Consider the following 20,432-nt stretch of genomic DNA (forward strand, 5'->3'; position numbering starts at 1 on the left):
TGCGACCCTTTGGTCGATCGATGCCCGCCTTAACTTCAAGAATCGAAAGAGCTTGCATTTTTAGGCTGTTCTGGCGCATGAAGCGGCCAAATTCTTCCCTCCTCCACAGTCCGGATTCCCAATGAACCGTCGACGTAAAATCTATGAGGGCAAGGCCAAGATCCTGTTCGAGGGTCCTGAGCCGGGCACTCTGGTTCAATATTTCAAGGACGACACCACGGCCGGTGATGGCGCCCGTCATGAGATCATTGACGGCAAGGGCGTGCTCAATAACCGCATCTCCGAGTTCGTCTTCACCAAGCTCAATGGCCTGGGCATTCCGACCCACTTCATCCGCCGCATCAACATGCGCGAGCAACTGATCAAGGAAGTGGAAATCATTCCGCTCGAGATCATCGTGCGCAATTTCGCGGCTGGTTCGCTGGTGAAGCGTCTGGGCCTTGAGCCGGGCACGCAGCTGCCACGTTCGATCATTGAGTTTTGCTACAAGGATGATGCGCTCCACGACCCCATGGTCAGTGAAGAGCACATAACGGCCTTCGGATGGGCTACTCCCGCCGAACTTGACGACATCATGAGCCTGGCCATCCGCGTCAATGATTTCCTGACCGGCCTCTTCATGGGCGTTGGCATCCAGCTCGTGGATTTCAAGATTGAATGTGGCCGCCTTTATGAAGGCGACCTCATGCGCATCGTTCTGGCCGACGAGATTTCACCGGACTCTTGCCGTCTGTGGGACGTGAAGACCCGCACCAAGATGGACAAGGATCGTTTCCGCGAAAACCTTGGCGGGCTGATAGAAAACTACCGAGAAGTTGCCCAGCGGCTCGGCATTCTTGTTGAAACCGATAATGCGCTGACCACTGGTCCGCGCCTCGTTCAATAACCGTCCTCGGAGTGGCGATATGAAGGCGCGTGTAACCGTCACCCTCAAGGCTGGCGTGCTGGACCCGCAGGGCCAGGCTATTGAAGGATCACTGAAAGGCCTCGGATTTCCTGGGGTCAGCAGCGTTCGGCAAGGCAAGGTTTTCGACCTCGTTGTTGATGGAACCGACGAGGAATCCGCTCGTTCTCAGATCGCCAGCATGTGCGAAAAGCTGCTGGCGAACACCGTGATCGAGAATTACGCGATCGAAATCACTAATTAACGTCTCAGGACGATAACTATTTCGCGCCAAGAAGAGGCGCAGGACCATATTGCCATGCTCAAAACCGTTTCTCTGTCAGTGATGTTTTTTGCTACTCTCGGCCTCCTGTTTGCAGCATACGCGTCGGTTCCGGTCTGATTACCGCGGCAAGAATTCAGTTGACCCGAGCAATGGAGGCAGCTGGATAGGATCCGAGCGACATTGCTAGCGATAGACCCGGACCTTTTGGCTTCGGCATTGTCGCCTCATCCGCCCTGCCGGAAGGTATTTGCAGGCAATGGATAAGGATGCGCTTACCACTTCTGCATTTGTCGCGACATTGCCGATAATGCGTTAGCTTTCGCGAGAGGCTTACCGGCTAGCATTTCCGCCGCAGACCAGGTGGGATGTGGACGATGGCAGAGCAGGCGAAGCGGTTGGACTGGGTGGATATGGCCAAGGGCCTCTCCATCTTCCTCGTCGTCATGATGTATGCGGCCTCCAGCGTTGGTGAAGATACCGGCGGCATCGGCGCATTTCATTGGACGATAGCTTTCGCGACCCCATTCCGCATGCCGGAGTTCTTTCTGATCTCGGGCCTGTTCCTGTCCCAGGTCATCGATCGCCCCCGGCGCGCCTTTGCCGACCGCCGCATCGTGCACTATTTCTATTTCTACGTGCTTTGGGCGTTGATCCACATCATCTTCAAGGTCGGCCTGCTCTCTGCCAATCCCATCGGCGCGCTGGAGCAAATCGCATGGGCTGTTGTTCAGCCCTATGGCGTGCTGTGGTTCATTTACATGCTGGCGGTGGTCGGCGCTGCCACCAAGGTCCTGTACGATCTGAAAGTTCCTGTCTGGGCAGTGTTCGGGGCTGGCGCGGTCTTGCAGATGGCCAGTGTACACAGCGGCAGCTATCTCGTTGATCAGTTCTGTGCCTACTTCTTGTTCTTCTATTGCGGCTTCATCTTCGCCCCACGCCTGTTCCGCCTGGCGGCCTGGGCGCAAGATCATGCAGGCCCCGCGCTAACTGCCCTCGGCATTTGGGCCGCCATTAACGGGGCTCTGGTGTTTTCGCCAGGCTTCGTTATGCACGCCGTTCACCCAATTATGGGCCTTGCCGGGCTGCCCGGGATCCACCTTATTCTCGCACTTGCCGGCGCAGCAGCGCTTTGCGTCATCGCCGCGCTCCTGACACGACTGCCGTGGATGAACTGGCTGCGTTGGCTGGGTTCGAAATCGCTGATCGTCTATGTAGCTTTCGTCCTGCCGATGGGTGTGGCGCGCACGATCCTTATCAAGCTGGGGCTGGTTGAACCAACCCTGCTGACAGCCTTGACCATGACTGTCGCGATTGTCTCGCCCTTGATCCTCTACTGGCTGGTGCTGCGCACGGGTTGGGGTAGGTTCTTGTTCGAGCGCCCCGTTTGGGCTCACCTGCCCGGCTCCAAAGGATCGCGCCCGAGTAGCGTCGCAATTCCTGCCGAGTAAGGCTCGTTTTCCTTTCCGTCCATCACAGGACAAGGAAACCGCCTCCAAGACCCTTGCCTTTTCGGCCAAGCTCCACCAAAAGGTCTCGAAACTCCTGACATAGCGAGGACCAGTCGATGAAATCTGCCGTCATCGTCTTCCCCGGGCTCAATCGCGACCGCGACATGATCGCGGCGCTTACCAAGATTTCCGGCACCGCCCCTGCCATCGTCTGGCACCAGGATGCCGACTTGCCGGATGTCGACTTAATCGTCATCCCCGGCGGCTTTTCCTATGGCGATTATCTGCGCTGCGGTGCAATTGCTGCTCGCTCACCGATCATGGACAAGGTGCGCGCTCGCGCCGCAGCGGGCGTGAACGTCCTTGGCGTTTGCAATGGCTTCCAGATCCTGCTTGAGGCAGGCCTGTTGCCCGGGGCCTTGATGCGCAATCAGTCGCTTAAATTCGTCTGTCGCGAGGTCAAGCTCGAAGTCACCAATGCGGATACGGCTTTCACGCGCGGCTATTCGAAGGGCCAGATCATCCGCTGCCCCGTGGCGCACCATGACGGCAATTACTTTGCGGATAGTGAAACGCTGGCGTGCCTCGAAGGTGATGGCCGGGTCGCCTTCCGCTACGCCGATGGAACCAACCCCAACGGCTCGATCAACAACATTGCCGGCATTCTGAACGAGCGAAAGAACGTGCTCGGCCTCATGCCTCACCCTGAAAACCTGATCGAGTCCGCACATGGCGGGGACGATTGCAGGGCATTGTTCTCCGGACTGCTCGGCCAGGCTGCTTGATGCGCAGAGCGCCGGTCAATCCGCGAAAGCTGTTGACCGGTCTCGGCCTCGCGGCCGGCACCGCCGGATTGCTGCTGGAGTTCGTCCTTTCCATGCAGGTCTCGCTGGCCATGGGACGGGACCTTCCCGGCGCGTTGGGCAGCTTCTTTTCCTTTTATACGATCCTGACCAATATCGTTCTGGTCCTGATCTATCTTTCGGACATGCTGCCCAACCAAAGGCTCGCCATTTTCCGCAATTCGATTCTGCGTGGATCCATGGTCGCCTGCATGGCTTTGGTGAACCTCTACGTTTTCTTTGTCTTGCGTCACCTTTATGCTCCAACGGGCCTGCTCGAACTCTCCGATAAGTTGCTGCACTATGTAACGCCGCTGCTGTACCTACTGTGGTGGATTGGGGGACAGCCCCACGGCAAGCTTCGCTGGAGCAATCTTCCCCTTATGCTCCTGCCGACATTTGTGTACTTCGTCCTTGTCATGATGCGGGGACTTTGGGTTCATCGCTATCCCTATCCATTCATGAACGTCGATGAACTGGGCTTGGGTGCCGTGCTCGTTGGAGCGGTGACCATGGCCGCGGGTCTCGCCGCCCTCGCAGCCCTGGTGATTGCCCTCGACAACTTCCTGACGCGCAACTGGAACCTTGTTCATGACTAGGAACAAGCCCCTGAACGCCCAAACGTAACCGGAATATTTTCCAGAGCCTCCCCACGGAAAAGACTCTTGATGACCTACCAGAACCACATCGCCATCACGCCCCAACTCGTTGCCGATCATGGGCTCAAGCCCGACGAGTTCGAAAAGATCGTTGCGCTGATCGGCCGCCAGCCGACCTATACGGAGCTGGGCATCTTCTCGGCGATGTGGAACGAGCATTGCTCCTACAAATCGTCCAAGAAGTGGCTCAAGACTCTCCCGACCACTGGCCCACGCGTGATCCAGGGTCCAGGCGAGAACGCAGGTGTCGTCGATATTGGCGATGGGCAGGCAGTGGTCTTCAAGATGGAATCCCACAACCACCCCAGCTTCATCGAACCCTACCAGGGTGCGGCGACCGGCGTCGGCGGCATTCTGCGCGACGTGTTCACCATGGGCGCTCGTCCGGTTGCAGCCATGAACGCGCTGCGCTTCGGCTCGCCTGACCATGAAAAGACACGCCATCTGGTTTCCGGCGTTGTCGCCGGCGTCGGTAGCTACGGCAATGCTTTTGGCGTGCCGACCGTGGGTGGCGAAGTCGAGTTCGACGAACGCTATAATGGCAACATTCTGGTCAATGCCTTTGCCGCGGGCCTCGCGGACACCGACAAGATCTTCTACTCGAAAGCTGAAGGTGTCGGCCTCCACGTTGTTTATCTCGGCGCCAAGACCGGACGTGATGGTGTCGGTGGCGCGACCATGGCGTCGGCCGAGTTCGGTGACGACATCGAGGAGAAGCGCCCCACGGTTCAGGTTGGCGACCCGTTCACTGAAAAGCGTTTGCTTGAAGCCTGCCTTGAACTGATGGCCACCGGTGCCGTGATCGCCATCCAGGACATGGGTGCCGCGGGTCTTACCTGTTCGGCCGTTGAGATGGGTGCCAAAGGCGACCTCGGGATCGAACTCGATCTCGACAAAGTGCCTGTGCGCGAAACCCACATGACCCCTTACGAGATGATGCTGAGTGAAAGCCAGGAGCGCATGCTCATGGTGCTGCACCCTGAGAAGGAGGCGGAAGCACGCGCCGTGTTCGAAAAATGGGAGCTGGACTTTGCCACTGTCGGCAAGACCACGGACGATTTGCGCTTCCGCGTTCTCTGGCAGGGCGAGGAAGTGGCGAACCTTCCCATCAAGGAACTGGGTGACGAAGCGCCGGAATATGATCGTCCCTGGACGCCCTCCGTACCAGCTCCCGCTCTGGCGGACGATGACGTGCCGCAGATGGATGTTGCCGACGCCCTCCTCCAGCTCATGGGCGGCCACCAGATTGCTTCGCGCCGCTGGGTCTACGAGCAGTACGATACTCTGATCCAGGGTAATTCCATGCAGCGCCCTGGCGGTGATGCCGGAGTGATCCGTGTCGATGGTCACCCCAACAAGGGCCTGGCATTCACCTCGGACGTTAATCCGCGCTATTGCGAGGCCGACCCCTATGAAGGTGGCAAGCAGGCCGTTGCCGAAGCCTGGCGCAATCTGACGGCGACGGGCGCCGAGCCACTGGCCGCCACCGACAACCTTAATTTCGGCAATCCCGAACGTCCCGAGATCATGAGCCAGCTGGTGCATGCCATCAAGGGGATCGGCGAAGCCTGCCGTGCGCTGGATTTCCCGATCGTTTCGGGCAATGTGTCGCTCTACAACGAAACCAACGGCCGGGGAATTCTGCCAACCCCGACTATTGGCGGTGTTGGCCTGCTGCCCGATTGGACCAAGATGGCACGGATCGGCTTCGCCGCCGAGAACCAGATGATCCTCCTCGTCGGCGCTCCGCCTAAGCGCGGCACGCATCTGGGCCAATCCATTTACCTGCGCGATCTCCATGGCCGCCGCGATGGTTCGGCGCCCCATGTCGATCTTGCTCATGAGCGCCGCACTGGCGACTTCGTACGCAAGCTGATCCGCGACGGCGTTGCGACCGCCGTTCACGATCTTTCCGATGGCGGCCTTGCAGTGGCACTCGGGGAGATGGCCGTGGCATCCGGCATTGGCGCGACCATTGCTGACCTCAACGGCCAGGATCCGATCCTGCAATATTTTGGCGAGGATCAGGGCCGCTATCTTGTCACCGTTGATCTCGATCCGCAGGGCGATGAAATCCTCTCGCTGTGGAACCAAGCTGAGCAGCTTGGCGTCTTTGCGCCCTGGATCGGCACCACCGGAGGAACCGATCTGATCCTCGGCGCCGCGCGGCCAGTGCCGGTGGCAGACCTCAAGGCAGCGCATGAAAGCTGGTTCCCCAGCTATATGGATGGGGTGATCGCCTAAGGTTGGCTTGAAGCCCAGGGTACCCTGCCATATCTTGGAAGAGTCGGCGCACTCAGCCGCCTCTTGCCAGGAGTTATGCCATGCCCATGGAAGCCAACGAAATCGAACGCCGCATCCAGGCCGCGCTGCCCGATGCCACGATCGAAATCCGCGACCTTGCCGGTGATGGCGACCACTGGGCCGCCACGGTGATCTCGGAACAGTTCCGCGGCAAGTCTCGCGTGCAACAGCATCAGATTGTTTATGCAGCCTTGCAAGGCGACATGGGCGGAGCACTGCACGCGCTCGCTCTGCAAACCGGTGTGCCCGAGTAGCTCCCATGTCGCTGCGCGACTCGCTGGACCTGATCCGGGCCGTTCGCCCGGACGCCGGAACGGCGGCGATCGAGCACGAGATCGTTGCCGAGCGCGCTTCTTCGCTAGGTGCGGCCGAGCGCAAGGTCGTTGCCGCCATGGCTGCACTCTCCAGCGCAGAAGCCGACCGTGACGCGGCGCTTTCCGCAGCTCGCCTTGTCGTCTGGGAGTATTTTGTGCAGCGTGAACTCATCGGCTTTCGCAAGCATGCTGATGTGATCCAGGAGCTCAAGATAACAAGCGAAGTGCTTGCTGGACTTGGCGCAATCGACAGAACCAGGCGGTGAGCCGCGCCGTCATTTTTGACGTCGATGGCGTGTTGATCCACGGCATGCACGCCAACCCAGCCTATGTGCGGCGATGGGACAGTGAGTTGCTCGCTGATTTGGGCGTCGATCCGCAGCGTTTTGTGTCTGAGTTCATCTACGACATCTTCCTCAAGCGCGTGGTGACCGGGCAGGTCTCGATCATCGAAGCGCTGGAACGGCGCCTGCCGGGCCTTGGCTACAAGGATTCGCCCATGGCTTTCCTTCATTATTGGCTCAAGCGCGACAGCGAGCTGAACCAGCCCCTGCTCGAAGCTATCCGGCGGTTGAAGATGGCAGCAGATGTGCGCTTGTATATTGCAACCAACCAGGAGCACATGCGTGCGCACTGGCTCTGGAGCCATCTAGGCTTTTGCGATCTGTTTGAGGACATCTTCTATTCCGCCCGCATTGGCGTCCGGAAACCCGACCTAAGGTTCTTCCGCTTCGTCGACAGCAAGATAGGCCCGCAGGAACAGCCTCCATTGTTTTTCGACGATACGCCTGCGGTGATCGCCGGTGCACAGGCGGCTGGTTGGGACGCCGTCTTGTTCAACACCCTTCCCGATTGCGCCGATCACCCCTGGATCAGGCGGCATATCGCATCATCGTGAGCTGCCGATGGTGACCTCGACATCGCCATGGCGATGACCTATTTATGCGGCAACACAATTCTGGCCGCGCAGCCCGACGAAAGGTTTCTTCCATGACCGACATTAATGCCTTCATCGACGACAAGGTGAAGAACAATGACATCTTCCTGTTCATGAAGGGTTCGCCCGATTTTCCCCAGTGCGGCTTCTCCGGTCAGGTCGTGCAGATCCTGAACTATCTCGGCGTCGAATATGGCAGCGCCAATGTGCTGGAAAGCGCCGAGCTGCGCGACGGCATCAAGGCCTATACCAATTGGCCGACCATTCCCCAGCTCTACATCAAGGGCGAATTCGTCGGCGGCGCCGATATCGTGCGTGAGATGTTCCAGGCCGGCGAGCTGCAGAGCCAGCTCGAAGCGGCCGGTATTGCGGTGAAGCAGTCGGCCTGAAGCCAGTCTCTTTAGAAAGCGCCGGACCCCAAAGTCCGGCGTTTTTTATTGCGCCTCGAAATCGGCGGAAAGGCGTAGCTCGCGCAAGGGGCGGACGCGCCGGGTAGCCTCGGCATAGGTCGGGTGTGCCTTGTATTGCGCCAGCGCCTCTGCATCCTTGAACTCGGCATAAACGACCACGTCCACCTCGTTGGAGATCTGGTCGACCTTGCTGTTGCGGCTCACCTCGAAATGCTGGCTGTGCGGGATGGTGGCTAAAAGGTTCAGCCCCTCGCAGATAGCTTCGACGCTCTCGCCCGGCTTGGCGGTGAAAAACACGATATGGCGGATCAAAGGAAACGTCCTTGTTTTTGCGGCACCTTGTCGGTGCGATCAACGCAGGCGTCAAGTCATCAGCGCCATTGATGGAAGCCATTCCGCTTTGTTGCTTGCGACATCCGGGCGCAGGCGTACAAGGAAGCGAGCCCATTCGAGATAGCCTGCCATGCCTTCGACCGCCCTTCGCCCTGCCGTGCCCCTGCTTGTCCTGATCATTGCGGGCTGCATCATTGCTGCGATCGGCAATGGCGTGCGCACCAGCTTCGGCCTTTTCACGCTTCCCATGACCAGCGATCTGAGCCTGAGCCGCGAGGGCTGGGGAATGGCGATGGCCATCCAGAACCTGGCGTGGGGCATAGCCCAGCCCTTCGCTGGCGCCTTTGCCGATCGGGTCGGTACCGGCCGAACGATTGCTGTTGGTGCTGCCATCTATGCCTTGGGTGTTCTGGGCATGGCATTTTCGCCAACAGCGGGGTTTCTGACCGTAACGGCAGGCATCATCACCGGCGTTGGCATCGCCGTTTGCTCCTTCAGCGTCGTCATGGCCGCCTTCGGCCGCTCGGTTCCGGCAGAAAAGCGCTCGCTGATTTTCGGCGTGGCGACGGCTGCTTCCTCTTTTGGGCAATTCGCCTTTGCTCCGATCAGCCAGGGCTTCATCAATGCCTTTGGCTGGCAATCGGCCCTGCTCTACCTCGGCATGGCGCTGCTGCTGATCATCCCGCTGAGCTACGCCTTGCGTGGGCATACCGAAAATACCACCGGCCATGCCGATTTGCCCTTCATGGAGGCGCTTGCCAAGGCCTGGGGGCATGGCTCCTATCGCCTGCTGGTGATCGGCTTTTTTGTTTGCGGCTTTCACCTCGCCTTCATCAACGTCCACATGCCGGCCTACCTTGTGCAATGCGGGCTTTCGCCAGAAGTGGGCAGCTGGACCATTGCCGTTATTGGCCTCTTCAACATCATGGGCTCGCTGCTTGCCGGCTATCTCGGTGGCCGCCTGCCCAAGCAGATACTGCTCGCAACCATTTATTTCCTGCGCGCCGTGGCCATCGGCTTGTTCCTGCTGATTCCCGTGAGCGAAGTCACCGCTTACGCCTTTGCAGCGGCCATGGGTCTGCTTTGGCTCTCTACCGTCCCGCTGACGGCAGGTCTGGTTACGCTGTTTTTCGGCGCCCGTTATATGGGAATGCTTTATGGCGTGGCCTTCCTCAGCCACCAGATCGGCTCTTTTGTGGGCGTCTGGCTGGGTGGCTATGTCTATGATCAGACCGGCTCCTATAGTCTTGTGTGGTACCTGGGCGTTCTGCTTGGCCTTGGTTCTGCTGCCCTGCACCTGCCCATCAATGAGCGCGGTGCACCTTCTTTTGTCCTCAAGACCGCCTGACGGAAACCTTCGGCAGGAACCATCGTTTTCTGCCGATCAAAGCTTGCCAAAGCCTCACACGGGGTTCATGGTCCGCCCAACCACGACTTTGGCGCCCCTCCTGCGGCGACTTCATTTCAGAGATCACCCATGTCCGACCATTTCACGCGCGTTCTTTCGCGTCCCGAATTCATTGGCCTGATTGCAGCGCTGATGGCGCTGAATGCCCTGGCGATCGACGTCATGCTGCCGGCCCTGCCCTATATGGGCGAGGCGCTTGGCGTGGCGAGCGAGAACGAGCGGCAATTCGTGATCTCCTCCTATATGCTGGGCATGGGCATTGCCGTGCTGGCGTTCGGGCCGCTGACCGACCGCTTTGGCCGGCGAGCGCCGCTGCTGGCCGGCATGGCGCTCTATATCGCGGCGGCCATTGCCGCGATTTTTGCGCCCAGCTTTGCCATCCTGCTGGTGTTGAGGTTCATCCAGGGCATGGGTGCCGCCAGCGTGCGCGTGATTGCCACCGCCGTGGTGCGCGACCGCTATTCGGGTCGCGAAATGGCCGAAGTCATGTCGTTGACCTTCATGGTCTTCATGGCGATTCCCGTTATCGCGCCCGGCATTGGCCAGATCATCCTCCTGGTTGGTGACTGGCACAATATCTTCATCTTCATGGGCGTGCTGGCGGCAGCTTTCTGGCTGTGGACCTTTATCCGCCTGCCCGAAACCCTTCCCGTGGAACACCGTCGGCCGCTCAGCTTCAAGGCCGTGCTCGATGGGTTCGTGATCGTTTTCACCAACCGCGTGGCCATCTCCTATGGGCTGGCCGGCACTTTCCTCTTCGGCGCCCTGTTCGGTTTCATCAGCTCGAGCCAGCAGATCTATGTCGATATTTATGATCTGGGGGTCTACTTCCCCGTCGCCTTTGCCGCCATGGCAGGCTTGATGGGCGTTTCGTCCTTCACCAATTCGCGCATTGTGCGCCGCATTGGCATGCGCCGGCTGTCGCATGGGGCCATGCTGTCGTTCACCGGCTTTGCTGCCGTGTGGCTGTTCTTTGCGCTGATCGGCTTCCTGCCGCTCTGGCTGTTTTTCTCGCTTCTGGCCGTAATCATGTTCAGCTTCGGCTGGGCCGCGTCCAACATGAACTCGCTCTCCATGGAGCCCTTGGGCGCGGTGGCCGGCACCGCCGCCGCGGTGTTCGGCTTTATCCAGACCGTGGGCGGCGCACTGATCGGCAGCTATACCGGGCAGCATTTCGACGGCACCACCGTTCCGGCCGCTACGGGATATTTCAGCATGGGCGTGCTGGCACTGATCTGCATCCTCATCGCCGAGCGCGGCAAGCTTTTCGGCGTGGGAGAGGAACATAGCGACGCCGATCTTAGCCATGCTGCCCACTGAGTTTTTCGGATCGCTCACAGACGGGGCTTTCAGCTTCGCAGGATTGCAAGGGGCGTGCGCAAGCATCGCCCCTTGTGCGTTTTGAACAGCGTTGATGTGGCGAGGCCCTGCCTCGGAGTAGTTTAGTGTGTGTGAGACAGAGCCTCGCCACATCAGATGGGATTTTAGGCTGATCCCGGCGCGACTCTGGACGAGAGGCGTCAATAGCCCCCACAATCACTTCCGCCGTCCTACGGGGATCGCGACATCCCCGCCCCATCTGCCCCTTCACAAGCCGGTTCGCGCGACCCGCTGGTTAGTGAAGGCAGTGGGGGGAGATTAGCGCAGGAGGATGGTGGGAGGAGAAGCGGGAGAGATTTAGTTCGCCGGATCAGCCACAAACGCGGTGTCATCCCGGACTTGCTCCGGGATCCATCCTGAGATGGCTTATTGGATGGAGGTGGATCGTTTGAACCACCTTGCGGCTGGGGTGGGATCTTGGGGTGGGCCCCGGGTCGAGCCCGGGGTGACATTGTGGGTGGGATGGGATGGTGCCACTGCACGCAGGCCTTTTGCCAAGCTGCGACCGTGGATGCTCAGTAGCCTCATGGTGAGGCTGTCGAACCATAAGGGCGTGGCACACGAGGCCTCCACTGCACGGCCCCGTGATTCGATGGGATCACCATACGGCCTTTGGGAACACCGGCGATGTATGATCAGCATCACCACCCCTTGCCCTCCCTGCACGAGTCATGACTGATAGATCAGCTTCACTGACCATTTCTGGACCCGCCACATGCCCCTAAACACGGGACGCTCCTATCTCGCTATTCCTGGCCCTTCCGTGTCGCCCGACCGGGTGCTCAATGCCATGCACCGGACGGCGCCGAACATTTATGAGGGCGAACTGGTCGAGATGACGAAAACGATCATCGATGACCTCAAGCGGGTGGCAATGACGGCTCAGAATGTTGCCATCTACATCACCAATGGCCATGGCGCCTGGGAGGCGGCTAATTGCAACATGTTCAGCCGCGGTGACCGCGCGCTCCTTGCAGCAACAGGCCGCTTCGGCTTTGGCTGGGCGGAGGCGGCGCGCCGGCAAGGAATAGAGATCGATATCATCGACTTCGGCAAGAACGGCCCGGCTGATCCGCAGCGGATTGCCCAGGCGTTGGAGGCAGACAAAGCGCGGGAGATTCGGGCTGTGCTTGTCACCCATGTCGATACGGCCTCCAGCGCCCGCAATGACATTGCCGCCATCCGTGCAGCGATCGATGCTACAGGCCATCCCGCGCTCCTAGCCGTGGACGCGATTGCTTCGCTCGGATGCGACGAGCTGCGGATGGATGATTGGGGCATCGATGTTCTTGTTGGCGCGAGCCAGAAGGGCCTAATGGTGCCGCCCGGACTGGGCTTTATCTGGTTTTCGGACAAGGCGCTGGAACTGTCGCAAAGCGCGGACCTTGTGACGCCCTATTGGGACTGGAAGCCACGCGGGATCGGCGCCGAGTTCTGGCAATATTTTGGCGGTACGGCGCCGACGCACCATCTTTATGGATTACGTGAAGCGCTCACCATGATCCTTGATGAAGAGGGGCTTGAAAACGTCTGGGCGCGGCATCACAAGCTGGCAAGCGCCGTCTGGGCGGCGTTCGGGGCCTGGGGCCAGGGCAGCGCCATTGCCCTAAACGTCGCCGACACGAAATCACGCGGTTGGTCGGTGACATCGGCAACTATCCCCAATGGCGGCGCGGGCGCCTTGCGGGCCTGGCTGGAAGCGGAAGCCGGTGTGACGCTGGGTATTGGCCTGGGCATGGCGGCGCCTCATGAGCCCGCCTATGCCGATTTCCTGCGCGTGGGGCACATGGGCCATGTGAATGCGCACATGGTGCTGGGTGTTTTGGCGAGCATGGAAGCGGGGCTGCAGGCACTGGACATTCCGCATGGAACGGGGGCACTGGAGGCGGCCGCGCGAGCGGTTTGGAAGTAATCCACTGAGCGTCACCCTGGGGCCTGACCGAGGGCACTGCACTTCCTAAACTCCGTGTAAAGTGTAACGCCCCCGGGTCGAGCCCGAGGATGACGATCGCGTTTGGGAAGCGACTTGGCGTCCGGCTAGAACGTAAAAACCTCGCGCCGCAGGACGTCCCAGCTTTCGCGGTCAGCCGTCACCAGCAGGCCGCCATCAACATGATGGGGCTGGTAGGGCGAGCCGTCGATGCGGGCTGCGTAGCCCCCGGCTTCCTGGCTGATCAGGACGCCGGCCAGATGGTCCCAGGGCATGAGCTTGTTGTAGCAGGAAAACTGCGTGTGGCCGGAAACGAAGATGCGGTATTCGTGGCCTGCGCAGCGGAAATTGCTCATCAGGCGAACTTTGTCGCTGTTTTGCAGGATCCGGGCGCGGGAGCCGGCTGGCATATAGGCAGCCGATGCCGTGCCCACCATGTCCTCTAGCGGCAGTGGCGGCGCGACACGGAGCGCCACGGCTTCGCCATTGGGCCGCCGCAGCCAGGCGCCGCCGCCTCGCTCGGCCATGATCCAGTCATCGCCCATGGGATCATAGATGATCCCGGCCACGGTTTCGCCACCCGAAACTACTGCCGCCATGCAGGCAAAGAGCGGCATGCCGGCAGCATAATTGGCCGTGCCATCAATGGGGTCGACCACAATGGCGAGATCCGCATCAGCCAGGCGGCCAAGCAGCGCCGGGTCGGCTGCGACGGACTCTTCGCCCACAAACAGCGCCTCGGGCATCCATTGCGCAATGCGCGTCTTGATCACCTGTTCGGTGGCGATATCGGCTTCGGTGACCAGATCGATCGCTTCGGTCTTGGTGTGGACCATGCTGGCATCGAGCCGCCGGAAGCGCGGCAGGGCCTCGGCGCGCGAAGCATCGCGAAGGATATTGGCAAGCTCCAGGGCATCAAAGGTCACGAGGCAGTCCTCTTGTCGAACAGGGCGTTGAAATCAAACAGCTTGGTGTCAAGCATGTGGCTGGCATTTATGTTCCCCAGCGCGCGGATCATCACGTCCTTGCGGCCGGGCATGCGCCTTTCGATGTCGGCGAGCATGGCCTTCATGGCGTTACGCTCAAGCCCTTCCTGGGAACCACAGAGATCGCAGGGGATAATGGGGAAGGCCATGGCATCGGAGAAGCGCTGCAGATCATCCTCGGCGCAATAGATGAGCGGGCGCAGCACCTCGATATCGCCTTCGTCGTTCAGCAGCCGCGGCGGCATCGCCGCGAGCTTGCCACCATGAAAGAGGTTCATGAAAAAGGTTTCGAGGCTATCGTCGCGATGGTGGCCGAGGACCAGGGCTGTGCAGCCCTCCTCGCGCGCAATGCGATAAAGATTGCCGCGGCGCAGGCGTGAACACAGCGAGCAATAGGTCGCGCCGGCGGGCAGCTTCTCGGTCACGATCGAATAGGTGTCCTTGTATTCGATACGGTGCGGCACGCCGAGCTTACCGAGATAGTCGGGCAGGATGTGCTTGGGGAAATTGGGCTGGCCCTGGTCGAGATTGCAGGCAAGGAGCTCCACGGGCAGCAGCCCGCGCCATTGCAGATCCAGCAGCAGCGCAAGCATGCCATAGCTGTCCTTGCCGCCCGAAAGCGCCACGAGCCATTTCTCGCCGGGCCGCACCATGACAAACTTCTCGAGCGCCTCGCGCGTGTTGCGCACCAGGCGCTTGCGCAGCTTGTTGAACTCGACGGTGTGCGGCGCTTGGGAATAGACAGGGTGCCCGCCGGTTTCAGCCTCGTCGGGCTGACCCGTCGTTGTTTCCATCACCTCGCTCATGCCGGAACTCGCTCTCGTATCGCTCCGTAGCTGATAGCGTCCTTGCCCGCAGAGGGGAAGGAAAACCGGCACCTGCGGACCTTACCAAAGCTTAATTTGCCGTTCTTGCTTTCGCCCAGACGCCGCATTTAGATGACGCGTCCATAACACCCTGGAGTATCGCGGTGTTTCGCTCTTTCTTTCCTGTTCCCAAAGTCTTTTTCACATCGGCATTGGTGTGGATGTTGTTCGCCACACTGGTGTTTCAGCTAGCGGGTGAACCGCTGCGCAGCGTTATCAGTTTCGATCGATTTGTTACCCCCCCGATTTGCGCTGCTGCGCCCGCCCCTGATCAAGCGACCGTAGCCGATGAGGCCGTGCCGCAACCGGCAGCGGGAGCCGAGCTAACGGCGCCCAATGCTCCCGCCAGTACCGAAAGCGCCGCCGTACCCGCGGCTGTTTCCAATTGCGTGCAGCCGGGCGAGATCTTCCTCGAAGGCGGCAGGGTTTGGGAATATTGGTACATCCTGATCTGCTCTGCCCTGTTTTGCGCCTTTTGGTACTTCTACAAGCGCAACGAGTGGTATTGGTGGTCCGTCGTGGGCAGCACTGCGCTTGTGCTGATCACCTATGGACAGGTGCAGGTCAGCGCTTTCGTCAATTTTTGGCAAGGCGGGTTCTTCGACGTCGTCCAACGAGCATTGAGCCAGCCTGGGTCCGTGTCGCCCGAAGAATACTGGCCCTATGTGATCACGCTGATGGCGGTGCTGCTGCCCAACATCATTTTCCTCGTGTTCACTGCCTTCTTCACCTCGCACTATGTATTCCGCTGGCGCAAGGCGATGACCGCCTACTACATGAACTATTGGCCACAGCTGCGCTCGGTTGAAGGCGCCGCACAGCGCGTGCAGGAAGATACGATGCGGTTCGCCTCAATCGTGGAGGATCTGGGCACCAGCTTCCTGTCGGCGCTGATGACCCTGGTGGTGTTCCTGCCCATTCTTTGGAGGCTATCGGCCAATGTGACCGAGGTGCCGTTCTTTGGAGAAATCCCGGGCAGTCTTGTGTGGATTGCGCTGGTGGTGTCGGCTTTTGGCACAGCCCTGCTCTGGATTGTCGGCATTCGCCTGCCTGGGCTCAATTTCGAGAATCAAAAAGTCGAAGCGGCCCTCCGCAAGGAGCTGGTCTATGGCGAGGACCACGCTGACCGAGCCGATCCGCCCACCTTCCGCGAGCTATTTGCCAATGTGCAGAAGAACTATTACCGGCTGTACTTCCACTACACCTACTTCAACCTGGCTCGGTATTCGTACCTTCAAGTTGCCGGATATGTGCCGCTGCTGACGCTGTCGCCATCGATTCTGGCAGGCACGCTTACGTTGGGTATCTACCAGCAGGTGCAGAACGCTTTTGGCGAAGTCGCGACGTCATTCCAGTTCTTTGCACGGGCATGGACGACCATCGTGGAGCTGCAGTCGATCTATATGCGCCTGCGCCGCTTTGAGGGCTTCATCCCCCAGGATCAGGAACCCATCAATCCAACTGTTGGAGACGCAGCAACAATCTGAGCCCGCACTCCGCCTGCCCCATGGTTCGACAGGCTCACCATGAGGCTCCGAGGCCTCGTAGTTCAAAGGCCAACGACGCGCTTGTTCGGAAAAAACAAAAGGGCCGCTCCGAGGAGCGGCCCTTTCACATCGGGAAGTTCGCTTAGCGCGAGTAGAATTCGACGACCAGGTTCGGTTCCATCTGGACCGGATAGGGCACGTCCGACAGGGCGGGAACGCGCACATAGGTGGCGGTCATCTTGTTGTGGTCGACTTCCACATAATCGGGAACATCGCGCTCGGCCAGCTGGGTGGCTTCGATCAGGATGGCGAGCTGCTTGGAGCGTTCGCGCACTTCGATCTTGTCGCCAACCTTGACCTGGTAGGATGGGATGTTGACGCGCTTGCCGTTCACCAGGATGTGGCCGTGGTTCACGAACTGGCGGGCAGCAAACGGGGTGGCAACGAACTTGGCGCGGTAGACGATCGCATCCAGGCGCGATTCGAGCAGGCCGATCAGGTTCTCGCCAGTGTCACCCTTCACGCGGGCGGCTTCGTTGTAGAGCTTCTTGAAGCTCTTTTCAGTGATGGAGGCGTAGTAGCCCTTGAGCTTCTGCTTGGCGCGAAGCTGCAGGCCGTAGTCCGACAGCTTGCCCTTGCGGCGCTGGCCATGCTGGCCGGGGCCATAGGCGCGGGCATTGAGCGGGCTGGACGGACGGCCCCAGATGTTTTCGCCAAGACGGCGGTCAATTTTGTGCTTAGCAGAAATGCGCTTCGACATCGCGTATCCTTTTCAAAGTCGAAAAAACGGATCGCGCCCTCCTCTGCCACCCCCGAAAGGATGACCGACAGATCCCAACAATGGAGGAGATCCCGGGTGCGCCTATGGCTCAAAGAGCCGCAATAGGTGGGCGCGTGATATAGGCGGTCCCCGGGAAAGTCAAGCGTGGCACGCGATAGCTATTTGACTGTGCTGGGTTCGGCTACGCCGTCGGCGACCATCTTACGATCCAGCGTGTCCTGGTCGCGCAGGCCCGGAAAAATCTGGCTCCAGATGCCAGCAACGGCCATAGCGCCAAAACCGCCAATCACCACAGCCGCGACGGGGCCAATGAAGTGGGCAACGGTCCCCGCCCTGAACTCACCCAGCTCGTTGGAGGCGCCAATAAACACCGAATTGACGGCATTGACGCGCCCGCGCACTTCCTCGGGCGTCCACAGCTGCATGATGGTTTCGCGGATGGTCACGCTGACCATGTCGGAGGCGCCTACCAGCGCCAGTGCCGGAATGGAGATCCAGATAGAAGTAGAAAAGCCGAATACCACGGTAAAGGCGCCGAACAGGGCCACGAACACGAAAAGGAGCCGGCCGGCAAAATTGCGGATAGGAAAGCGCGTGAGAAACAGCGCCATGGCGATGGCACCCAAGCCGGGCGCGGCACGCAGCAAGCCATTGGCAATCGAGCCGCCATGGAGAATATCCGTGGCGTAGATCGGGAGCATGGCAACAGCGCCCCCCATCAGCACGGCAAACATGTCGAGTGAGATGGCGCCCAGCACAACCTTGTTGCTGAAGATATAGCGAAAGCCACCCAGAAGCGTTTCCATGCTGGTCGCCGCATGCGATTCGCGCTGCGGGGGCTTCGGAATCATCATCACGCTGCCGATGGCGCAGAACAGCAGGACAGCGCCCGTGCCAAAGGCGATGACGGGCCCGAAGGCGTAAAGCACACCACCCAGCGCAGGACCGGCAATGGCGGCGATCTGCCAGGCCGAGGCATTGACGGTGATGGCGTTGGACAGGGCCTCCGGCGGCACAAGATTGGGCGCAAGCGACTGGGCTGCAGGCCCCCAAAAGGCGCGCGCGGTGCCCAGCACCACAAGAATGGCGAACAAGGGCCCGATTTCGTGCGCTTCGGCATTGACGAAAAGCAGGAAGCCGACGGCGCAGAGCAGTTCCACCGAAAGGCAGATCGCCATGATGCCACGTCGATTGAAGCGGTCCGCGGCAAGGCCCGTTACAAGGATCAGCACCAGCGCGGGCAGGAATAGGCACAGCCCCACCAGCCCGACGAGCAGCGGTTCACGCGTTACCGTATAGATCTGGTATGCAATGGACACCGACATGATCTGGACGGCAAAGCTCACCAGCAGCGTGGTGATCCAGAAAAAGCGAAAACCGATATAGCTAAAGGCCCGACGCGCGGCGTCGGCTGGGGGCGTGCTCATGATCTAAGCCAATGGCATGACGGCGTGTCGCCGTCAAAGGCGGAATTGGGGGATGAGTCGAGGATTTGCGGAAGTTGCGCTCAGCAGGCGATTGCTGAGGTGAGCTGCCATCGGGGAGTGGAACTTCTATGGGTTTCGCTAACTCAAGAGTGTGAAATCCATGTGGGCTTCATCCGGAGCCTCCGCCCAATATCCCCTACTCCTCGCCTTCCTTCTGCGGTTTCTGCCGATTGCTGTTGTGCCGAAGATGCCGCCGGTCGATGGATGAAATCACACCGCGCAAGGTGCGGATCTCCTGGCTGGTGAACTTGCCGCGCTCCAGCATGGTACGCAGGTTGTTGACCATGGTGGGCCGCTTGTCGGGCGTGGTGAAGAAGCCCGATTCATCCAGCGTCGCTTCGAGATGACCGAAAAGCCCGACCAGCTCTTCGCGTGGCGCCACTTCCGCCATGTTGTCTGAGAAGGGTAGTTGCGTGCCCAGATCGCTGTGGCGGCGCCATTCATAGGACATCAGCAAGACAGCCTGCGCGATGTTCAGGGATGCAAAGGCCGGCTCTACTGGAAGGGTAACGATGGCGTCGGCCAAGGCAACTTCTTCGTTCAGCAAGCCCCAGCGCTCGCGCCCGAACAGCAACCCTGCTCCGCGACCATTGCTGATGTGGCTGTGAAGGTTGGCGGAGGCCTCGTTGGGCCCAAGCACGGTCTTCTGCATGTCGCGCGAACGCGCCGTCGTGGCATAAACGAGGCTCAGATCTGCAATGGCCGCTTCCAGCGTCTCGAAGACACGCACCTGGTTGATGACGTGATCGGCCCTGGACGCTGCGGCAACGGCCCGTTCATTGGGCCAGCCATCGCGGGGGCGCACTAGCCGCAGATCCCAAAGGCCGAAATTGGCCATGGCCCGCGCGGCGGTCCCTATGTTTTCCCCCAGCTGGGGTTCACACAGGATAATCGCTGGCGTGGGCCGCAATTCGATTTTGAGGGAAGAATCCGTACCGGCCATGCTGCCCAATCCAAACGATCAGGCCACATAGCCGATAAAGGGCGCTGAAATCAAATCAGGCGACGCGATGGCGCGGCGGCAGATCGCGGACCTTGGTGGAACGCTGCCATTCGCGATCAAGGATCGCAAAGTGGAGCTCTTCATCCCACTCGCCCTGGAACAGGGCATGCTCGCGGTAATGGGCTTCGAGCCGCATGCCCATCTGCTGCATGAGCTTGATGGAATGATGGTTGCGGCCATCGCAGCGGGCAAAGATGCGATGGATACGGAAATGATTGAAGGCAAGGTCGAACACCGCGCTGATCGCTTCCTTGGCAAAGCCCTGACCGGAATAGCTTGGGTTAATGCAGAAGCGAACTTCTCCCTGCCCCGCGGTCGCATCCGACCATTGCAGGGAAATATGGCCGATCAGTTTTTTGTCGCCCTTGCGGATCATGGCCAGGGTCAACGTATCGCCGGGGCGCTGCAGGCTCACGTGATTGCGCATGATGTTGAGGGCGCCGGCAACATCGGCATGATCGCGCGTGCGGCTAAAGACATAGCGCTGCATGGACGGAAGGGAATGATAGGCACAAAGATCATCAATGTCGCTGCGCTCAAACGTGCGCAGCACCAAACGGTCGGTTTCAACAGGCAGTGACAATGATGACATGATAGTTCCGCTCCCACGGTCAAAAGGATGACCCAGCTTCTTGAACGTTGCTTTCGCAGGTAAGTTCCTCTGACCACCCGGAAATAACAGACGCCC

The 20,432-nt window shown here is 59.9% G+C and carries 21 protein-coding genes; 14 read left to right on the forward strand and 7 right to left on the reverse strand.

Annotation, left to right across the window (positions count from 1 at the left end; all coding sequences use genetic code 11):
* Nucleotides 1–121 precede the first annotated feature (121 nt).
* The 10 genes from purC to grxD all read left to right on the forward strand — a co-directional run bounded on the left by purC (nt 122) and on the right by grxD (nt 8,062).
* Nucleotides 122–886, forward strand: coding sequence for a phosphoribosylaminoimidazolesuccinocarboxamide synthase (gene purC, locus DDE77_RS05400; protein ID WP_108396418.1), 765 nt, complete (start codon nt 122–124; stop codon nt 884–886).
* A 19-nt stretch (nt 887–905) separates the two neighbouring features.
* Entirely contained in the window at nt 906–1,148 is a 243-nt protein-coding gene (purS, locus tag DDE77_RS05405) for a phosphoribosylformylglycinamidine synthase subunit PurS (protein ID WP_108396419.1), read from the forward strand.
* Nucleotides 1,149–1,543: 395 nt separating this feature from the next.
* Nucleotides 1,544–2,617: an acyltransferase family protein gene (locus DDE77_RS05410; RefSeq protein WP_108396612.1), complete on the forward strand. Its 1,074-nt coding sequence runs from the start codon at nt 1,544–1,546 to the stop codon at nt 2,615–2,617.
* A gap of 116 nt (nt 2,618–2,733) precedes the next feature.
* Nucleotides 2,734–3,402, forward strand: coding sequence for a phosphoribosylformylglycinamidine synthase subunit PurQ (gene purQ / locus DDE77_RS05415; RefSeq protein WP_108396420.1), 669 nt, complete (start codon nt 2,734–2,736; stop codon nt 3,400–3,402).
* A complete protein-coding gene (locus tag DDE77_RS05420) occupies nt 3,402–4,058 on the forward strand; it encodes a Pr6Pr family membrane protein (RefSeq protein WP_108396421.1) in 657 nt (218 codons plus the stop codon). The genes purQ and DDE77_RS05420 overlap by 1 nt, the downstream gene beginning before the upstream one ends.
* 69 nt (nt 4,059–4,127) lie before the next feature.
* Nucleotides 4,128–6,362: a phosphoribosylformylglycinamidine synthase subunit PurL gene (gene purL / locus DDE77_RS05425; protein WP_108396422.1), complete on the forward strand. Its 2,235-nt coding sequence runs from the start codon at nt 4,128–4,130 to the stop codon at nt 6,360–6,362.
* An 80-nt stretch (nt 6,363–6,442) separates the two neighbouring features.
* Nucleotides 6,443–6,676: a BolA family protein gene (locus DDE77_RS05430; RefSeq protein WP_108396423.1), complete on the forward strand. Its 234-nt coding sequence runs from the start codon at nt 6,443–6,445 to the stop codon at nt 6,674–6,676.
* A 5-nt stretch (nt 6,677–6,681) separates the two neighbouring features.
* Nucleotides 6,682–7,002 carry a DUF6665 family protein gene (locus DDE77_RS05435; RefSeq protein WP_108396424.1) on the forward strand — a complete coding sequence of 107 codons (321 nt, stop codon included), beginning with the start codon at nt 6,682–6,684 and terminating at the stop codon, nt 7,000–7,002.
* Complete coding sequence (locus DDE77_RS05440) at nt 6,999–7,634, forward strand: HAD family hydrolase (RefSeq protein WP_108396425.1); 636 nt, start codon at nt 6,999–7,001, stop codon at nt 7,632–7,634. The genes DDE77_RS05435 and DDE77_RS05440 overlap by 4 nt, the downstream gene beginning before the upstream one ends.
* Nucleotides 7,635–7,726: 92 nt before the next feature.
* Nucleotides 7,727–8,062 (forward strand): Grx4 family monothiol glutaredoxin, encoded by a 336-nt coding sequence (grxD, locus tag DDE77_RS05445; RefSeq protein ID WP_108396426.1) that lies wholly within the window; start codon nt 7,727–7,729, stop codon nt 8,060–8,062.
* Nucleotides 8,063–8,107: 45 nt separating this feature from the next.
* On the opposite strand, the gene DDE77_RS05450 is transcribed toward grxD, so the two are convergent.
* Entirely contained in the window at nt 8,108–8,395 is a 288-nt protein-coding gene (locus tag DDE77_RS05450) for a Dabb family protein (RefSeq protein WP_108396427.1), read from the reverse strand.
* A gap of 151 nt (nt 8,396–8,546) precedes the next feature.
* Here DDE77_RS05450 and DDE77_RS05455 point away from each other — a divergent pair, with 151 nt between their 5' ends.
* The 3 genes from DDE77_RS05455 (at nt 8,547) to DDE77_RS05465 (ending at nt 13,116) form a co-directional block, all read left to right on the forward strand.
* A complete protein-coding gene (locus DDE77_RS05455) occupies nt 8,547–9,764 on the forward strand; it encodes an MFS transporter (RefSeq protein ID WP_108396428.1) in 1,218 nt (405 codons plus the stop codon).
* Between the two features lie 129 nt (nt 9,765–9,893).
* Nucleotides 9,894–11,144 carry a multidrug effflux MFS transporter gene (locus DDE77_RS05460; protein WP_108396429.1) on the forward strand — a complete coding sequence of 417 codons (1,251 nt, stop codon included), beginning with the start codon at nt 9,894–9,896 and terminating at the stop codon, nt 11,142–11,144.
* A gap of 775 nt (nt 11,145–11,919) precedes the next feature.
* A complete protein-coding gene (locus DDE77_RS05465) occupies nt 11,920–13,116 on the forward strand; it encodes a pyridoxal-phosphate-dependent aminotransferase family protein (RefSeq protein WP_108396430.1) in 1,197 nt (398 codons plus the stop codon).
* Nucleotides 13,117–13,241: 125 nt separating this feature from the next.
* Here DDE77_RS05465 and DDE77_RS05470 read toward each other — a convergent pair whose 3' ends face one another.
* Together DDE77_RS05470 and ttcA are read right to left on the reverse strand one after the other, a co-directional pair.
* Nucleotides 13,242–14,060 carry an inositol monophosphatase family protein gene (locus DDE77_RS05470; RefSeq protein ID WP_245895100.1) on the reverse strand — a complete coding sequence of 273 codons (819 nt, stop codon included), beginning with the start codon at nt 14,058–14,060 and terminating at the stop codon, nt 13,242–13,244.
* Nucleotides 14,057–14,926 carry a tRNA 2-thiocytidine(32) synthetase TtcA gene (gene ttcA, locus DDE77_RS05475; protein ID WP_108396431.1) on the reverse strand — a complete coding sequence of 290 codons (870 nt, stop codon included), beginning with the start codon at nt 14,924–14,926 and terminating at the stop codon, nt 14,057–14,059. The genes DDE77_RS05470 and ttcA overlap by 4 nt, the downstream gene beginning before the upstream one ends.
* 164 nt (nt 14,927–15,090) lie before the next feature.
* On the opposite strand from ttcA, the gene DDE77_RS05480 reads away from it, so the two are divergent.
* On the forward strand, nt 15,091–16,473 hold the full coding sequence (locus DDE77_RS05480; RefSeq protein WP_108396432.1) for a putative transporter: 1,383 nt from the start codon (nt 15,091–15,093) through the stop codon (nt 16,471–16,473).
* A 142-nt stretch (nt 16,474–16,615) separates the two neighbouring features.
* On the opposite strand, the gene rpsD is transcribed toward DDE77_RS05480, so the two are convergent.
* The 4 genes from rpsD to DDE77_RS05500 all read right to left on the reverse strand — a co-directional run bounded on the left by rpsD (nt 16,616) and on the right by DDE77_RS05500 (nt 20,336).
* Entirely contained in the window at nt 16,616–17,233 is a 618-nt protein-coding gene (gene rpsD, locus DDE77_RS05485) for a 30S ribosomal protein S4 (RefSeq protein ID WP_108396433.1), read from the reverse strand.
* A gap of 179 nt (nt 17,234–17,412) precedes the next feature.
* Nucleotides 17,413–18,681, reverse strand: a complete 1,269-nt coding sequence (locus DDE77_RS05490; protein WP_108396434.1) for an MFS transporter — start codon at nt 18,679–18,681, stop codon at nt 17,413–17,415.
* 196 nt (nt 18,682–18,877) lie between these two features.
* Nucleotides 18,878–19,684: an RNA methyltransferase gene (locus tag DDE77_RS05495; RefSeq protein ID WP_108396435.1), complete on the reverse strand. Its 807-nt coding sequence runs from the start codon at nt 19,682–19,684 to the stop codon at nt 18,878–18,880.
* 55 nt (nt 19,685–19,739) lie between these two features.
* Nucleotides 19,740–20,336 (reverse strand): GNAT family N-acetyltransferase, encoded by a 597-nt coding sequence (locus DDE77_RS05500; RefSeq protein WP_108396436.1) that lies wholly within the window; start codon nt 20,334–20,336, stop codon nt 19,740–19,742.
* Between the last annotated feature and the right edge of the window lie 96 nt (nt 20,337–20,432).

It is taken from the genome of Devosia submarina (assembly GCF_003056345.1).
Classification (GTDB): domain Bacteria; phylum Pseudomonadota; class Alphaproteobacteria; order Rhizobiales; family Devosiaceae; genus Devosia; species Devosia submarina.

Coding starts and splice junctions, on each gene's coding strand:
- purC (WP_108396418.1), top strand. CDS start 122: ATGAACCGTCGACGTAAAATCTATGAGGGCAAGGCCAAGATCCTGTTC.
- purS (WP_108396419.1), top strand. CDS start 906: ATGAAGGCGCGTGTAACCGTCACCCTCAAGGCTGGCGTGCTGGACCCG.
- DDE77_RS05410 (WP_108396612.1), top strand. CDS start 1,544: ATGGCAGAGCAGGCGAAGCGGTTGGACTGGGTGGATATGGCCAAGGGC.
- purQ (WP_108396420.1), top strand. CDS start 2,734: ATGAAATCTGCCGTCATCGTCTTCCCCGGGCTCAATCGCGACCGCGAC.
- DDE77_RS05420 (WP_108396421.1), top strand. CDS start 3,402: ATGCGCAGAGCGCCGGTCAATCCGCGAAAGCTGTTGACCGGTCTCGGC.
- purL (WP_108396422.1), top strand. CDS start 4,128: ATGACCTACCAGAACCACATCGCCATCACGCCCCAACTCGTTGCCGAT.
- DDE77_RS05430 (WP_108396423.1), top strand. CDS start 6,443: ATGCCCATGGAAGCCAACGAAATCGAACGCCGCATCCAGGCCGCGCTG.
- DDE77_RS05435 (WP_108396424.1), top strand. CDS start 6,682: ATGTCGCTGCGCGACTCGCTGGACCTGATCCGGGCCGTTCGCCCGGAC.
- grxD (WP_108396426.1), top strand. CDS start 7,727: ATGACCGACATTAATGCCTTCATCGACGACAAGGTGAAGAACAATGAC.
- DDE77_RS05455 (WP_108396428.1), top strand. CDS start 8,547: ATGCCTTCGACCGCCCTTCGCCCTGCCGTGCCCCTGCTTGTCCTGATC.
- DDE77_RS05460 (WP_108396429.1), top strand. CDS start 9,894: ATGTCCGACCATTTCACGCGCGTTCTTTCGCGTCCCGAATTCATTGGC.
- DDE77_RS05465 (WP_108396430.1), top strand. CDS start 11,920: ATGCCCCTAAACACGGGACGCTCCTATCTCGCTATTCCTGGCCCTTCC.
- ttcA (WP_108396431.1), bottom strand. CDS start 14,926: ATGAGCGAGGTGATGGAAACAACGACGGGTCAGCCCGACGAGGCTGAA.
- rpsD (WP_108396433.1), bottom strand. CDS start 17,233: ATGTCGAAGCGCATTTCTGCTAAGCACAAAATTGACCGCCGTCTTGGC.
- DDE77_RS05490 (WP_108396434.1), bottom strand. CDS start 18,681: ATGAGCACGCCCCCAGCCGACGCCGCGCGTCGGGCCTTTAGCTATATC.
- DDE77_RS05495 (WP_108396435.1), bottom strand. CDS start 19,684: ATGGCCGGTACGGATTCTTCCCTCAAAATCGAATTGCGGCCCACGCCA.
- DDE77_RS05500 (WP_108396436.1), bottom strand. CDS start 20,336: ATGTCATCATTGTCACTGCCTGTTGAAACCGACCGTTTGGTGCTGCGC.